This is a genomic window from Candidatus Eisenbacteria bacterium (assembly GCA_035577985.1).
Classification (GTDB): domain Bacteria; phylum Desulfobacterota; class Binatia; order DP-6; family DP-6; genus DATJZY01.
Genome location: DATJZY010000019.1, coordinates 32,630 through 48,244, shown reverse-complemented (window position 1 = coordinate 48,244; position 15,615 = coordinate 32,630). Strand labels below are relative to the sequence as shown.

Genomic DNA, 15,615 nt, shown 5'->3' with positions numbered 1-15,615 from the left:
ATGCCGCCCGGCCGTCATCGGACGGCGGTCGTGTGGGTGCTGGCCGGCAACTTCGTCGCCGCGATCGGAACGGGGCTCGTGCTGCCGCTCCTGGTCGTCTACCTCCACGACGTCCGCGGCTTCGCCACCGAGACCGCGGGCTTCATCATCGCCTCGAGCGCGATCGCCGGGCTCCTCGCCGCCCCGCTCGCAGGTCGCATCATCGATCGCGTCGGGCCAGTGGTGTCGGCGGCCGCCGGTCTCGGCCTCGAAGGCATCGGCATCGCGCTCTGGGCCGACGTGACCCAGGTCTGGCAGGCCTTCCTCGTGGCCGGCCTCCTGCCGGTCGTACGCGCCGTGATCTTTCCCGCGCTCGGCACCACCGTGGCGCGCCTCGTGCCCGAGGAGCGACGGCAGCGCGTCTTCGCGCTGCAGTTCATGTTGTTGAACCTCGGCATCGGTCTCGGCGGCCTCGTTGCCGGATACGTCGCCGATCGCGAGCGGCCGGAGACCTTCGAACGGCTCTATCGCATCTCGGGGATGGCGCCCTTTCTGTTCGCGGGGGCGTTCCTCGTGGTGCTGCGCCACGCGGGACGCTTGCGCGCCGTCGACGTGGCCGCCGAGCACGCCGGGCGCGAGGGCTCGTTCGCCGACGTCCTGCGCGACCGCAAGGCGCGCCTCTTCCTCTTGATGAGCCTCGTCCTCATGACCTTCGGCTACGGGCAGGTGGAGATCGGGCTCGCGGCGTGGACGACGCAGTACGCCGGACACGACGTGCGCGTCGTCGCGTGGGAGTTCGCGGCCAACACGCTGACCATCGTCGTCGGGCAGCTCGTCGTCCTGCGGCTCATCGAGGGTCGCTCCCGGACGCGCATGTTCGCCCTGGTCGGCGTCACCTGGGCGGCGGCCTGGGCGCTCTTCGGCTCGGCCGGCCTCGTGCCCGGGACGCCGGCGGCCGTCGTGCTGCTGGTCCTCGCGACCACCGTCTTCGGCATCGGCGAGACGGCCTGGTCGCCCGTCGCGCCGAGCTTCGTCAACGACATCGCGCCCGAGCACATCCGCGGGCGCTACAACGCGACCGCGAGCATGAGCTGGGGCGCAGGGGCTGCGATCGGCTCGACGCTCACGGGGCTCCTCCTCGGCGCCGGCGGCGGCTGGGCGGGCGTGTGGGTCGCGTCGCTCGTCCTGGGTCCGCTCGGGGCGTCGCTCGTGGCGTTGCGACTGCGTCGCGAGCTCACGCCGAAGGAGGACGGACGCTTCGCGGAAGCGTCCGCCCCGGCGTGAGCGAAGGGGGTGGCGACTCGCTTACGCGGGTCGCTTCTCGTGCGCGACCATGGTCATCGCGTGCGCCTCGCCGATGGGCTCGAGGCCCACCACACTGCCCGAAGAAAGGCCGTACGCGCTCTCGCTGTGCTCGGAGAGGTCGAGACCTTCCATCTCGGCCTCGTCGGAGACCCGCAGCGATCCGAACGCGACCTGCAGGACGCCGAGGATGACGGCCGTCGCGAGCGGCGCGAAGAGCGCGACGAAGACGATGCCCTTCAGCTGCACCACGATCTGCTGCGCATTGCTCTCGATCCCCGACCCGAGCGTCACGGCGAAGATGCCCGAGGCGAGGGCGCCCCAGGCGCCGCCGAGCGCGCGCACGCCGAAGACGTCGAGGGAGTCGTCGTAGCCGAAGGCCGGCTTCAAGAACGTGCACGCGGCGTACGAGATGACGGACACGCCGACGCCGATCGCGAGCGCGCCCGCCGGGGCCACGTTGCCGCACGCAGGCGTGATCGCGACCAGGCCGGCGACCGCCGCCGTGGCGCCGCCGAGCGCGGTCGGCTTGCCGCGGTGGGCCCATTCGATCACCGCCCAGGTGACCACGGCCATGGACGCCGCGGTGCTCGTGTTGAGGAACGCCAGCGCCGCGAGCGGGCTCGCGCTGAGCGCGCTGCCGGCGTTGAAGCCGAACCAGCCGGTCCACAGGAGCCCGGCGCCGACGAGGCACAGGGGCAAGCTGTGCGGCGCCATCGGGTCGCGCCCGAGCCCCCGGCGCTTGCCGAGCATGACGGCGGCGACGATCGCCGAGAAGCCGCTCGACATGTGGACGACCAGCCCACCGGCGAAATCGATCGCGCTCGCCTTGAAGATCCACCCCTCGGACGCCCAGACCATGTGCGCGATCGGGCAGTAGACGACGAGGAACCAGACGGCGATGAACGCGCACCAGACGTCGAACCGCATGCGCTCGGCAATGGCACCCAGGATGAGCGCGGGCGTGATGATCGCGAACATCGCCTGGAACATGATGAACACGTACTCGGGGATGTTGCGCGGCGGCGACGCGAAGTTCGCCGTCACCGACTCGAGCGTGACGCCCGAGAGGCCGAGCTTCGAGAAGTCGCCGATCCACGCGTTGCCGGTGCCGAAGGCGAGGCTGTAGCCGACCAGGATCCACAGCACCCCGACGATGCCGGCGGAGAGCACGCACTGCATGAGGACGTTCAAGACGTTCTTGGCGCGCACGAGCCCGCCGTAGAAGAGCGCGAGGCCCGGCAGCGTCATCATGAGGACGAGCGCCGAGGCGGTGAGGACCCAGGCGGTGTCGCCCGAGTCGATGACCGGCGCGGCCGCCTCTTCGGCGTGCGCGATGGCGATGGAGAGCAGCGTGAGTCCCGCGGCGGCTGCCAGCCGGACGCGGTTCGAGAGCAATGGGAGCGTGGACGTCATCGAGGGATCTCCTCTGTCGAGAAGGGGTGTCGCCGAGCGACCGAGCGCGCGAGCGCGTTCGGCACGGGTGGGCCGGCGAGACCGCTCGATGGAGCGTCTAGGCGCGGTGGCCGGCGGCGTCGGACCCGAAGGTCGCGAGGGCCGGCGGTGCGTGCGCGTCGTGGAAGACGGCGCCCGAGCCAGCGACGAGCCGCTCGCCCGCCGTCTCCGGCATCCGCCCGGCGCGGTAGGGACGCGACCGGCGCGGGTCGGACGTGAGACGCGAGTCGGACATCCGCCGCCGGCTTCGCCCGTCGTGCTGCTGGGCGAGGAGGGCGTTGCCGCCCATCGGACCGTGACCGGGATTCGTGGCCCGCGAGTTCTCGTCGCCGCGCTGGTGCGTGGACCGCGGTGCGGCGCTCCGGCGCCGCGACGGCGCGGGGATCGCCTCGGCCGCGCGCATCCCGACCTCGCGGCGGAGGAACGACGCGTAGCCGACGGCGCCCGCGGGACCCGCCGCGGCGAGCGTGACGCCGATCGCCAGGGCGATCGAGGCGAGGGAGCAGCGGGTATCGGCTCGGCGTTCCATGCGGCGGCCACGCGAAGGGCCGCACCCCTACCGAGCAAGGCGTATGCCGCCTCCAACTATCGAGCTACCGGGGGTCGTGCTCCAACTACTGCCGCGATCGAAGGCAGCCGTGCCCCCGATCGAGGCAACGTGCTCAGCCGCCGATGCCCGACCCGGCCGCCCACTTCTTCATGAGCTTCGCATCGGGCTTGAGGATCCACCCGTTCTTGGCCGACCGTTTGATCGCCTTGTTGTACGCGGCGATGAACGCCTTGTGGGTCGGATACAGCGCGGCCAGCTTCGCGTCGTCGAAGGGCGTGGTCGTACCGAAGAGCTGGCAGAGGAGCGATCCACCCTGGTTGCCCGTGAACGCCGCGATCGGCACGTCGACCTGTGGCGTGCGAATGCCGCCGAGCGCGTTGCCGTTCGCGTCCCTCGTGATCGCCGGCGGCGGACCGGCGGCAACCTCGAGGCGCGGCGCCGACTTCGGCGGCTTGCCCGTCCGCACCCAGCGATCGAGGGCGACCATCGCGGCGCTCACGACGAAGTGCTGCGGGCCGGAGTTGATCGCTGAAGGGCAGTCGACGATCCCTGGCACCGGGGACGACGTGAGCCCGATGCCGGCGAAATCCGGCGTCTTGCCAATGTCGGCCGTTCCGTTGGTCAGGTACCAGTCGGCGTGCGACGTGCCCGCGACCTCCCAGAGTCGGAATCCCTCGCTGTCCTCCTGCCGCGCCGCGAAATAGCCGACGACGGGGAAGGTGAGGTCGCTCTCCGTCTCGAGCGTGAGCACCGGAACGTCGAGATCGCTCCGGATCTGCGCGGCGCCCGGCGGGTTGATCGCCGGCTGGGGCGCTTCGGAGAGAGGTGCACCGAAGGCGAAGCGGCTGTGGACGAAGTAGCCATCGAAGAGGTGGGCGATCGGATGGATCGCATCGATGTAGTTCACCATCCGAAAAGCCGACTGCGACTCCCCCGCGGCGATCACGCGCTTCACCTTGAGATCGCCGAGAATCCGCTGGTTCGCGGCGGGGCGCGCCAGCGATCCCGCCTGGGAAAAGATGTCGTACGAGAAGCTGTCGCCGGGATGGCTCAGCGTCCCGTAGCGCGCCGGGTTCGCCGTCTTGAGGGGAAGGCTGATCACGTTGACGAGACCCGGGCCGCCCTCGACGCCCACGTATTGCGCCGACACGCCGACCCAGGCGAATCCGTCCCGGATGAGCGCCGTGTGCCCTTGCGTCCAGTCGGGCGAGGCATCGACGCCGCCGCTCACGTTGAGCCACTCGACGATTACGGTGCCGTTGAACTTCTTGCGGTCGATCGGGCGGAAGACGACGACACGCGTCTTGTACGGCGCGGTCGCACCGGGCGTCACGGTCCACTTGCCGTCGAGCCCGAGCGGGCCGACGTTCGTGAAGGCGCTCGCAGTCCCCGAGATGAAGTACTCCTCCTGCACGTAGCCGACCTGCGCCGGATCGAAGCTCGTCGCCTGCAGAAAGATCGCTCCCGGCGACGTGATCGGACCCTCGACGGTCGGCGTCGGCACCTGGGCCGACGCCGCACGGGCGAGCAACAGCGCGCAGACGGGTGCCACTACGGCGACGAGACGCCGCCTCGAACGAACGGACATGTCGGTCCTCCCTCGGGGGGAAATCGATATCCCGTCCCGGGCGTATCGCAAAGGTCCGTCGATGGTAAGTCGGGGCGTCCCCCGCTACACGCCTCCCGTGGCGATGGCCGGGCTTGCGAGCCCCCCGAACGGGGGAGCGATCGTCAGCGCCGCACAGATCGTGATCGCCGCCGCCTGGATGGTCCTGGCAGTCGTCTTCGGTGGTATGGGCCTCGCCGTGGCACGGATCCTCCGCGTGCCGGACGAGGGCGCCGATCGCCTGCTGCTCGCCTTCTGGCTCGGCTGGGCCGCCGCGGTCTTCGTCCTGGAGCTGTGGCAGCTCGCCGCGCCGGTCCAACCCCGTGCGCCCCTCGTCGTCGCCGCGCTCGGCGTCGCCGGATTCGCGGCATGCGCCCGGCGCCCGCTGCGCGACCTCGCACGCCGGCCGCTCCGAGCCGTCGCCGCCGTCGCCCTGGGTCTCGCCGTCACGTGGTGGCTCTCGAACCTCGCCCAGGGCGGTCCGCAGCACGGCGACAGCGGGCTCTACCACGTCCCGACCATCCGCTGGCTCGTCGAGCGTCCGATCGTTCCCGGGCTCGGAAACCTCTTCTTCGCGCTCGGCGACAACCAGTCGTCGTTCCTCTACACCGCCATGCTCGAGTGGGGCCCGCTCGCGCATCGCTCGCACCACGTTGCGAACGGCATCCTCGTGCTGATCCTCTTCGGGCGCGCGCTGCTCGGCGCCGCCCGCGTCCTGGGACGGCGGGACGTCGCGCCCGTGGATCTCTTCTACGCATTGCTGATCCCGGCCGTCGCCGACCTCGCGCTGGGCATCAATCTCACCAGTCCGTCCCCGGACGCGGCGGTCTTCGGTCTCGGTATCGTGCTCTCGGGCGAGGTGGTGGCGCTGCTCACGCGATCGCCGTCGGCCGGCGCCGGCGCGGCGTGGGCACGCGGCGCCACGAGTGCCGGGCGGCTCCTCGCGCTCGTCGCCCTCGCGGCGGCCGGGATCACGGTGAAGCTCAGCTTCGCGGGCCTCGCGGTGGCGAGCGTCGTGGTCGGCGTTCTGTTCGCGCTCGTGCACGATCGCCCGCCGCTGCGCGCCGTCGCGCGGGTCGTCGCGGCGGGTTTCGGGATCGCGCTCCTGGGTCTCGTGCCGTGGACGATCCGCGGCGTCGTCCTCACGGGATATCCGGCGTTCCCGAGCCTCGTCGGCGGCGTCGACGTCCCCTGGCGGCTCCCGCCGGCCGCCGCGGCCGAGGTGCTCGGGCCCTACATGTTCGAGGTGCCCTGGTCGGCGCCGTTCCGGCAGCCGGCGTGGTTCCTGGTCGTGCTCGAGCGTTTCGGTTGGCGCGAGCGCGACGTCGTCGTGCCGGCGACGATCGCAGCAGTGGCGCTCGCCGTCGCCCTGGTCGTGCGGTTGGCGACCGCTCGTCGCAGCGTGCGACCTGCTCCGTACCTCTCCGCGCTGATCGTCGTCCCGCCGATCGTCTCCGCGCTGTACTGCTTCATCGCAGGGCGGCTCGCGCGCTACGTCGGCGCGTCGATCTGGATCCTCGCCGCCGAGGCCGTGGTGCTGGTCGCGCGCGGCCGCCGCCACGACCTGGGACGAGCGTTCTGCGCGCTCGCCGCGGTGGGCGCCCTCGCGCTCGCGTGGCTGCCGGTCGCGCACGGGCGCCCGCTGTGGCGCGACCTGCACGACTTCGAGGAAGCCGCGGCCCCGCGCGTGCATCCGGTCACTCTCGCGTCGGGCCTCGTCGTCAACGTGCCCGAGGTCGCGCAGTCGTGCTGGGACGCACCCCTGCCCTGCACGCCATTCCCGAACCCGGCCCTCCGCCTGCGCCGTGCGGGCGACCTCGGGTCCGGCTTCGTGCTCGACCCGACCCTCGCGGCGAGCGGCGGCTGATCACGCACGCGTCGGCACGCTGTGGTGGATGCCATGGCACCGTACGATGTTTGTGACTCGCTCGGCGGCCCCACACCCTGGCAACATGAGGCAGGTTGTCGCTGGCTGGGTGGTCCTCGCGTCGTTGGCTCTGCGTCCGCTCGCCGCGGGCGCGCATTCGCTCCTGGTCACGCCGTCGCCGCGGTCGCAGACCATCAGCACGACGGCGCCGTGCGGCGCGGGCCCCAACGTCGGGATGCCGGTCCAGACGTACACGACGGGCCAGATGGTCCAGGTGAGCTTCAGCGAGGTTCAGAGCCACGGCACCTTCCGGCTCGCCCTGTCGAGCGACAACACGACCTTCGGAAACGTCCTCATGGACAACATCGCGGCGCAGTCGAACGGCGCCTCGCACATGGTGACCGTGCAGATGCCGGCCGTCGGGTGCGACCCGTGCGTGCTCCAGCTCTTCCAGCGCAATGGCGGCGGCGGCTACTACTCGTGCGCCGACATCCGCGTCGTGGCGCCCGCGACCACGACCACCACGACCACGTCGACGCTGCCGGACGGCTCGTCGACGACCACCACGACGACGCTCGCCGACGACGGCTGCGCGAACCTGGACGGCTTCGATCACGCCGACTGCCAGGTCGCGAAGGCCCTCGCCGACCCGCCGTGCGCCGGCGACACCATGGATCCGACGCTCGACAACGCGCTCCGCCTCGGGCTCGGGAAGGTCCAGACGCTCGTCCAGACCGCGCGCACGAAGACCAAGCCCGCGCAGGTGAAGCGCCTGCTGAAGCGGGCCGACAAGAAGCTCGCCGCGGTGCTGAAGCGCGCGACGCGCACGGCCTCGCTCGGCCGCACCAGCGAGAGCTGCGCGGGCAGCGTCGGCACGCTCGTCGCCGAGCTGCGCGCCACGCTCGCCACGCTCGCGCCGAAGAGCTGAAGCCCCGTCCTCGCCGCCCTGCGCGCGCACTCTTGGTGCGCAGGATCGCACACCCGGCGCCACCCGGGTGGCGCCGGCGCTGCACGGCGCACGCGCTCCGACACGGCCGACGCACCCGACCGCGCCGCGGCGCATGGCGCACCGCCACCGCCGGGCGTGGCAAATCGGGCGTGAACCTGCACCCGGCACGGCAGGCGCCGCGGAGGCGGCGGGAATCTTGCTCCACCTGCCGGCATGGCGCGGTGGTGGGTAGTCGGCGCGCTCGTCGCGGTGACGGGCTGCGGGCTCTTCCGCGAGGTGCCCGTCCCGGCGCCACCGGCGGCGCGCAACGACGACACGTTCGGCACCGGGATGCCCGCGAGCGCGCTCGCCAATCCGCGGACGCTCGAGTGGACGCGCCGGCTGTGCGGCAAATCGGCGAAGCGGGCGGCGGCGGCATACGGGCTCACGCGGAGCCGCGCGCAGCTCCCGCGCCTGGAGGCCGTGCTCACCGCGCACGGCCTGCCGCGCGCCCTGATCGCCGTGCCCGCGGTCGAGAGCCGCTTCCACGCCGACGCACGGGGCAGCCACGGCGAGCTCGGCATCTGGCAGCTCCGGCCCGCGACGGCGCGTCGCTTCGGGCTCGAGGTGACGCGGGGACGCGACGAGCGGATGCACCTCGAGCGCTCGACGCAAGCGGCGGCGCGCTACCTCGTCTTCCTCCACGAGCGCTACGACGACTGGCCGCTCGCGATCGCGGCCTACAACGCGGGCGAGGGGCGCGTCGATCGCGCGCTCGCCCGGCGTCCCGGCGCGACGCTCTGGGAGCTGACCGAGCGCGGGGGCCTCCCGCGGCGCTCGCGCGAGTACGTCGCCAAGGTGCTCGCGCTGGTCCGCATCGTGGCCGCCCCGGCGTCTTGCGGTGCCGACGTGCCCGTCCTCAACGCAGGAACACCGGGCCCAACCCCCGTGCCACCAGCGCTTCGGCGAGCCGCGTCTTCACCGCGATCGTGCGCATCGGGATGCGCGGGATGATGGCTTCGAGGCGGAGGTGCTTGCCCAGCTCCTCCCCCTCGAACTCGTTGGCGAGCAGCCGGCGGGCGCCGTCGATCACACGCTCGTTCGCCGAGGCGACGAAGACCTTGGTCATGGCGAGCCGGAGCGCGTCGTCGTCGGACGAGCCGTGCCCCGAGAGCAGCCGGGTGCGGTTGACGACGCTGTCGATCGCGTAGACGTCGATGATCATGTTGGCGAGGATCTCGAGGTGCTGCTGCTTCTCCTTGAGCGACGCCAGATCCTTCTCGACCAGCACGCGCGTCGTGTAGGCGACCACGCGCTTGGCGACCTCCGCGGCGCGGTGCTCGCGCTCGAGTGGCCCGGTGACGGCCGGCGGCCATGCGGCGCGGTCGGCGATCTCGCGCTCCACCTGTTTCAGGAAGTCGAAGTACGCGATGCCACCCTGCCCGATCCGCTTCACCAGCGTCGCCGGAATGATGAGCCGGTTGATCTCGTTCGTCCCCTCGAAGATCCGGTTGATGCGCGAGTCGCGGTAGTGGCGCTCGACCGGATACTCGGCGGTGAAGCCGTAGCCGCCCAGCACCTGCAGCGATTCATCGGCGACGGCATCCAGCGTCTCGGTGCCGAACACCTTCAGGATCGACGCCTCGATCGTGAACTCCTCGATCGACTCCTTCACGAGCCGCTTCACGGCGTCGGGCGCGCCCGGGTCGATCGCGTCGGCGGCGGCGTCCATCAGGCCGGCCGTCCGGTAGCTCATGCTGTCGGCGACGTAGATGCGCGTCGCCATGTCGGCGAGCTTGCGTTGGATCATGCCGAAGCTCGCGATCGGGCGGCCGAACTGCTTGCGATCGCGGGCGTACTCGAGCGCCACCTGGAGACACTCCTTGGCGGCGCCGACCGACCCGGCACCGAGCTTGAAGCGCCCGATGTTGAGGATGTTGAACGCGATCTTGTGGCCCTGGCCGATTTCGCCGAGGACGGCGTCCGCCGGGACGCGCACGTCCTCCAGGATGAGCTGGCGCGTCGACGAGCCACGGATGCCGAGCTTCTTCTCCTCCGGCCCGGTCGAGACCCCGGACGCCGAGCGCTCGATGATGAAGGCGGTGAAGTGCTCGCCGTCGACCTTCGCGAAGACCGTGAAGACGTCGGCAAATCCGGCGTTGGTGATGAACTGCTTCGTTCCGCTCAGGCGATAGGAGCCGTCGGCGCCCCGATCGGCGCGCGTCTTGGCCGCGAGCGCGTCGCTGCCCGATCCCGGCTCGGTGAGAGCGTAGGCGGCGAGCCACTCACCCGTCGCGAGCTTCGGCAGGTAGTGCTGCTTCTGCGCCTCGCTGCCGTAGTACACGATCGGCAGCGTACCGATGCCGGTGTGCGCGCCCCACGAGACGCTGAACGACGCGCAGAGCGCGCCGCGCTCGGACACGAGCATCGAGGTGGTCTTGTGCAGGCCGAGGCCGCCGTAGGCCTCGGGGATGTCCACCATGAGGAGGCCGAGCTCGCCGGCGCGCTTGAGCAGCGCGGGCATGAGGCCTTCCTTCTTCGCCTCGATCTCGTCGAGCTGCGGGAGCACCTCGCCGCGCACGAAGTCCTCGGCCGTCTTCGCGTAGAGCAGGTCGGTGTCGGTGAAGTCGGCGCCCGTGAACTGCGGGTGTGTCCCGACCGGAGCGACGAGCCAGCTCGCGCCTGGTGCGACCGCCATGCCTCTCCTCCCCGCCCGCCTCGTGCCGATACCGCGGGCGTGCTCGTGCCGTAGCGCGTGGTCCGTGCAGGGTCAACGCGCGCGCCTCGACACCGGCCCCCGGTTCGTGCGAGCAGGCAGCCCCGATGGGGCGCGCCCCTCTTCCGAAGCACATCGCGGAGCTGGATGGCCTCCGCGCGATCGCGATCCTGCTCGTGCTCGCCATGCACTCGTGCGGCGGGTTCGGCCGGACCATCCAATCGTTGACGCTCCACGGCTGGATGGGCGTCGACCTCTTCTTCGTGCTCTCGGGATTCCTCATCACGGGCATCCTGCTCGACACCCGCGAGGACCCGCGCTACTTCCGCGCGTTCTACATCCGGCGCATCCTGCGCATCTGGCCGCTCTACTACACGATCCTCGCGATCGCCTACGTGGCGATTCCCCACTGGAGCGTGTGGCTGACGCTCGATCCCGCCCGGCGCGGCTACTGGCCCTACCACGCGCTCTTCGTGCAGAACTTCGTGATCCGCGAGCTCTTCTTCGATCCGCTGATCGTCACGTGGTCGCTCGCGATCGAGGAGCAGTTCTATCTCGTGTGGCCGCTGCTCGTGCGTACCGTGCCGGTGGCGGCCCTCGGCCGGGTGCTCGGTGGCATCATCGTCGCGAGCCCGATCGCACGCTGGATCACGTTCCTCGCGACGGGCCTCACCGCGCCCGTCTACATGACGACCTGGTGCCGGCTGGACGGCCTCGCCTTCGGCGCCCTCGTCGCGTGGTGGGTGCGGCAGGACGGATTCTCGTTCGCGGCGCTCCGGCGCTGGGGGCTCGTCGCGTGCGGCGTCGCGGCGCTGGTGGCGGCGCTCCCGATGGAGTGGCCCGGGGCACGCCTCGTGAAGGGCGACGTCCTCGTCTACAGCGTGGTCGCGCTCGGCTTCGCGGGGCTCCTCGCGCTGGCGCTCGAGGGAGGATCGCGCGATGCGCCGCTCGCGCGCGTGCTGCGCGGTCGCGTCCTGCGCTACGTCGGGCGGATCAGCTACGGCCTCTACCTCTGGCACCCGATCGTCTACAGCGCGGTCGATCACAGCCGCCTCGTGCTCCTCCTCCCCGGCGGCCGGCGGGTGATCGGCTCGTTCGTCGCCCAGCAGGCGGCGCTCTTCGCGGTGGCGTCGGCGTCGTGGTTCTTCTTCGAGGCGCCGATCCTGCGCTTGAAGTCCCGCTGGGCGCCCGAGCGTCAGCCGCCGCGGAGCGCGACGACCGCGTACTGACCCGCGGGAAGCGTCGCCTCGACCCGCCCGCCGAGCTGCTGAGCGAGCGACGGCGCGATCGTGGCCGTCGTCACCAGGTAGCGGATCCGCTCGGCGTCGACGAGCGCCGCGAGGGCGTCGGGCGAGAGCTGACCCGAGAGCGCCGCGATCGCCTGCCGCGTCTTCTCGGCGTATCCGGGCGTCATGAACCAGTGCCCCACGTACACGCGATGGGGCGTGTACGCCGGAACGTAGTTCGCGAGGTCCGGGGGCGCCAGCACGTTGCCGAGCGGGCGGTCGTGCAGGAGCGCGATCGCCTGCATGCCGTCGGTGCGAACCCGGTGGGTCGCGATCGCGCCGACGCACCTCGAGGTGAGCGTGATCGCGGACTGGAAGAGGAGAACGGCCAGCGCGAGGACGCGGACGGCGCCCCAGGGCAGCGCGCGCTGGCGGTCTGCCGTGCGCAGCAGCGCAGGCGCCGCGGCGAGGCACACGGGTGGATAGAGCTGGAAGACGAAGTGGTATCCGTTCAGCACGCTCGAGCTGTGCAGGAACACGATCGCGAGCGTCCACGCCCCGAGCGCCAGCCGCGCCGGATGATGGTCGGTCACCATCTGCGACCACCCCCGCGCCGCGAAGAAGCCGACCGCGCCGAGCGTCACCGGGTACCAGAACGGCGACAACGCCTGCGGACCCAGCGCATTGCCCGAGGTCGCGCTGTAGACGGCGTCGGCGCTCTGCCACGCCGCGACCGCACCGTTCGCCACCAGGACGGGAGCGAGCGCGAGCGCGATCCGTCCCGCCCCGGCCAGCCCGCCGGGGACGTCGAGCATCCAGCCGAGGACCGGACGCGTCGCGGCGACGGCGAGCACGACGATGGCGGAGTACGGATGGGTCCAGAAGAGCGCGGTGAACCCGGCCGCGAGCGTCACGACGTCGCGCGTGCCCGCGGGCCCTGCCGACCGCAGGAGCGGCACGAGCGTCCAGAAGGTGAGCGCGAGCGCCGCGACCCAGAGCGGGTTGTAGGTCGCGGCGAACGTGTTCCAGCCCTGGAGGTGCCAGAGGTCCTGGTTCACGAAAGTCTGGATCTGCGCCGGGATGGCCGCAAAGGCGGCGTAGACGACCGCTTCGAAGCCGCCCGAGAGCGCGACCAGCCAGCACGCGAGGACGCGCTGGCGCCGATCGGCGAGCACGACGCCCGTCACTCGCCAGAGCGCCGCGAACATGAGCGCGAGCAGCGGAATGCGTGACAGCTCGAGCACCACGAACGGATCGAGCCCCGTCCAGCGCACGACCAGGCCGAGCGCGTCCTGGAACAGGAGCACGTAGCGCCCGTCCTGCGGCATGGTGGTGAACGGATTCGCGAGCGCGACGTGGCCGGTGGCCGCCGCCTCGCGGATGAGCGCCACGTACGCGAGCCAGTCCTTCGGGTTGTAGCCGATCGGTGCGATGCTGAAGCCCGGCTCGGGCGCCGTCACGCGGGTGGCGAGGAACGGCAGGGCGCGCAGCGCGGCGACGATCACCGGCGCGAGCCAGAGGTGCCAGGGCGGGCGATCCTTCACGACCGGCCCGCGCGCGCGAGGCGTACCATGGCGTCCGCCAATGCCGGGAGCCGACCCGGGCGGTCAAGCGCCCCCGTTGCGTGAGCCTGCGCGTCTCGTAGGTTCGCAGGCGGAGGGTACGCGCGATGATCGATCTCTACACCTGGACCACGCCCAACGGCCGCAAGATCTCGATCATGCTCGAGGAGACGGGACTGCCCTACAAGGTCGTCCCGGTGAACCTGGGCGCGCTCGAGCAGCAGCGCCCCGAGTTCCTGGCGCTCAACCCGAACGGCAAGATCCCCGCCATCGTCGACCACGACGCGCCGGGCGGTCCGCTCACGATCTTCGAGTCCGGGGCCATCCTCGTGTACCTCGCCGAGAAGACGAAGCGCTTCCTGCCGACCGAGGTCCGGGCGCACGCCGCGACCATGCAGTGGCTCATGTTCCAGATGAGCCAGGTGGGACCGATGATCGGCCAGGTCGGCCATTTCGTGAACCAGGCGCCCGAGAAGATTCCCTACGCGATCCAGCGCTTCGTCGGCGAGTCGGTCCGCATCATCGACGTGCTGCAGACGGCGCTCGAAGGACGCGACCATCTCGCGGGCGAGTACTCGATCGCCGACATCGCGACGTATCCCTGGATCGTCGCGGCCTGGCAGCCGTTCGCGAACATGATGCCGGAGAAGATCACGCAGCTCGGCAACGTGCAGCGCTGGCTCGATCGCGTGGCCGCCCGCCCGGCGGTCCAGCGCGGCATGGCCGTTCCGGCCGCGTAGCGCGCGTTGACAGCCCCGGCGCGAAAATCCTAGACGGCCCTCGCCATGGGGCTCGCAGCGAATCCGCGCGCCGTCGTGACGGGCGCCGGCGGCGGGCTCGGGCGCGCGCTCTGTCGCGAGATCGTGCGCCGCGGCGGCCGCGTCGTCGCGAGCGACGTCGACCTCGACGCGGCCCGCGCGACCGCGACCGCGCTCGGCGGCGCCGAGATCCACGCCGTCCGCTGCGACGTCGCGCGGCTCGCCGACGTCGAGCGGCTCGCGGCGGAGACCGACCGCCTGCTGGGCGGGGTCGATCTCGTCGTCAACAACGCCGGCGTCGCGGTCGGCGGGCGTCTCGGCGAGATCCCGATCGGCGACTGGGAGTGGACGGTCGGCATCAACCTCTGGGGGCCGATCTACGGCTGCCACGTCTTCACGCCGCGCCTGCGCCGTCAGGGACGCGGCCACATCCTGAACGTCGCATCGGCGGCCGGACTCCTCGCCGCGCCCAGCATGAGCCCGTACAACGTCACGAAAGCGGGCGTGGTGGCGCTCTCCGAGACGCTGCACGCCGAGCTCGCCGGCGAGGGCATCGGCGTGAGCGTGCTGTGCCCCACGTTCTTCCAGACCCGCATCGCCGACGCGGCGCGCCTGAGCGGCGACCCCGAGCTCCTGGACCTCGTGCGCGGCCTCATGTCCAGGGCGAAGCTGCAGGCCGACGACGTCGCGCGGATCGCCCTCGAGGGCGTCGCGCGCAACCGCCTCTACATCCTGCCGCACGGCGACGGGCGCTGGATGTGGCGGCTGAAGCGCCTCGTCCCCGGCGCGTTCCACGGGCTCACGCCGCGGCTGCTCGCGTTGCGCGGACGGCTCGCCGGTCGCGGCGCGTGACTGGCCACAGTCGATAGGCTACAGACCGCCCCCGTGCTGGAGGGGCCCGTCCTGCTCTCGCTCGCCTGCATCGGCGTGGCGGCGGCCGCCAACGTCCTCGGCGGCATGTTCGTCGCGCGGCGCGAGTGGGACGTCCGGCTCCTGCGCTACTTCGTCGCGCTCGGCGCGGGCTTCATGCTGGCCGCGGTGCTGCTGAAGCTGATCCCCGAGAGCACGCGCCTCGTCCCGCACGCGCCGGTCCTCATGCTGGCCGGCTATCTCGTGGTCCATCTCTTCGAGCACACGGTCGCGCCCCACTTCCACTTCGGCGAGGAGACCCACCACGAGCACCACAGGGACCGCGCGGCGTCGGTCTCGGCGCTGGTCGGGCTCGCGGTGCACAGCTTCTTCGACGGCGTCACGATCGGGTCGGGCTTCATCGTCGATCCGGCGCTCGGGTTCCTCCTGTTCACGGCGATCGTCCTGCACAAGGCGCCCGAGGGGTTCGCGATCGCCTCGGTCGTCCTCGCCGCGCACGGCACGCGCCAGCAGGCGCTCGGCGCCGCGGCGATCGTCGGCGCCGCCAGCATCGTCGGCGGGCTCGTCATGGTGGCGCTCCCGGGTCTCGTCGGCTGGGCGCTCGCGATCTCGGCCGGCGTGACGCTCTACGTCGCCGCGTCCGACCTCGTCCCCGAGGTGAACAAGGAGGGCGGCACGCGGATCGCGCTCAGCGTCTTCGCGGGCGTCGTCCTCTACTACTTGACCGAGGAGCTCCTGGGGGCCCTCGGCGTCTGAGTCGCGGCGGCGGCTCGGCCGCAATCGTTGACAGCCACCC

The 15,615-nt window shown here is 71.6% G+C and carries 13 protein-coding genes; 8 read left to right on the top strand and 5 right to left on the bottom strand.

Features of this window, described 5'->3' with window-relative positions:
• The gene (locus tag VMS22_02460) at nt 1-1,263 is read left to right on the top strand and encodes an MFS transporter (protein HXJ32875.1); all 1,263 of its coding nucleotides are present in this window, start codon (nt 1-3) and stop codon (nt 1,261-1,263) included.
• A gap of 21 nt (nt 1,264-1,284) precedes the next feature.
• Here VMS22_02460 and VMS22_02455 read toward each other — a convergent pair whose 3' ends face one another.
• The 3 genes from VMS22_02455 to VMS22_02445 form a co-directional block, all read right to left on the bottom strand.
• Nucleotides 1,285-2,697, bottom strand: a complete 1,413-nt coding sequence (locus VMS22_02455) for an ammonium transporter (GenBank protein ID HXJ32874.1) — start codon at nt 2,695-2,697, stop codon at nt 1,285-1,287.
• Nucleotides 2,698-2,794: 97 nt separating this feature from the next.
• Nucleotides 2,795-3,265: a hypothetical protein gene (locus VMS22_02450; protein ID HXJ32873.1), complete on the bottom strand. Its 471-nt coding sequence runs from the start codon at nt 3,263-3,265 to the stop codon at nt 2,795-2,797.
• Between the two features lie 133 nt (nt 3,266-3,398).
• Entirely contained in the window at nt 3,399-4,874 is a 1,476-nt protein-coding gene (locus VMS22_02445; protein HXJ32872.1) for an alpha/beta hydrolase domain-containing protein, read from the bottom strand.
• A gap of 97 nt (nt 4,875-4,971) precedes the next feature.
• Here VMS22_02445 and VMS22_02440 point away from each other — a divergent pair, with 97 nt between their 5' ends.
• The 3 genes from VMS22_02440 (at nt 4,972) to VMS22_02430 (ending at nt 8,701) form a co-directional block, all read left to right on the top strand.
• Nucleotides 4,972-6,759: a hypothetical protein gene (locus tag VMS22_02440; GenBank protein ID HXJ32871.1), complete on the top strand. Its 1,788-nt coding sequence runs from the start codon at nt 4,972-4,974 to the stop codon at nt 6,757-6,759.
• An 85-nt stretch (nt 6,760-6,844) separates the two neighbouring features.
• On the top strand, nt 6,845-7,687 hold the full coding sequence (locus VMS22_02435; GenBank protein ID HXJ32870.1) for a DUF6595 domain-containing protein: 843 nt from the start codon (nt 6,845-6,847) through the stop codon (nt 7,685-7,687).
• A gap of 234 nt (nt 7,688-7,921) precedes the next feature.
• On the top strand, nt 7,922-8,701 hold the full coding sequence (locus VMS22_02430; GenBank protein HXJ32869.1) for a lytic transglycosylase domain-containing protein: 780 nt from the start codon (nt 7,922-7,924) through the stop codon (nt 8,699-8,701).
• Here VMS22_02430 and VMS22_02425 read toward each other — a convergent pair.
• On the bottom strand, nt 8,607-10,385 hold the full coding sequence (locus tag VMS22_02425) for an acyl-CoA dehydrogenase family protein (protein HXJ32868.1): 1,779 nt from the start codon (nt 10,383-10,385) through the stop codon (nt 8,607-8,609). The two genes, VMS22_02430 and VMS22_02425, sit on opposite strands and share 95 nt — an antisense overlap.
• 125 nt (nt 10,386-10,510) lie before the next feature.
• Between VMS22_02425 and VMS22_02420 the strand changes: the two genes are divergently transcribed.
• Complete coding sequence (locus tag VMS22_02420; GenBank protein HXJ32867.1) at nt 10,511-11,632, top strand: acyltransferase; 1,122 nt, start codon at nt 10,511-10,513, stop codon at nt 11,630-11,632.
• Here the strand turns inward: VMS22_02420 and VMS22_02415 are convergent.
• A complete protein-coding gene (locus VMS22_02415; protein ID HXJ32866.1) occupies nt 11,599-13,173 on the bottom strand; it encodes a hypothetical protein in 1,575 nt (524 codons plus the stop codon). The genes VMS22_02420 and VMS22_02415 overlap by 34 nt on opposite strands.
• 125 nt (nt 13,174-13,298) lie before the next feature.
• Here VMS22_02415 and VMS22_02410 point away from each other — a divergent pair, with 125 nt between their 5' ends.
• Genes VMS22_02410 through VMS22_02400 form a run of 3 tightly spaced genes read left to right on the top strand, consistent with a single transcriptional unit; the run spans nt 13,299 to nt 15,575 of the window.
• Nucleotides 13,299-13,931, top strand: coding sequence for a glutathione S-transferase N-terminal domain-containing protein (locus VMS22_02410; GenBank protein HXJ32865.1), 633 nt, complete (start codon nt 13,299-13,301; stop codon nt 13,929-13,931).
• 45 nt (nt 13,932-13,976) lie between these two features.
• Nucleotides 13,977-14,801: an SDR family NAD(P)-dependent oxidoreductase gene (locus VMS22_02405; GenBank protein HXJ32864.1), complete on the top strand. Its 825-nt coding sequence runs from the start codon at nt 13,977-13,979 to the stop codon at nt 14,799-14,801.
• A gap of 33 nt (nt 14,802-14,834) precedes the next feature.
• Nucleotides 14,835-15,575: a ZIP family metal transporter gene (locus tag VMS22_02400; GenBank protein ID HXJ32863.1), complete on the top strand. Its 741-nt coding sequence runs from the start codon at nt 14,835-14,837 to the stop codon at nt 15,573-15,575.
• Nucleotides 15,576-15,615: the final 40 nt, after the last annotated feature.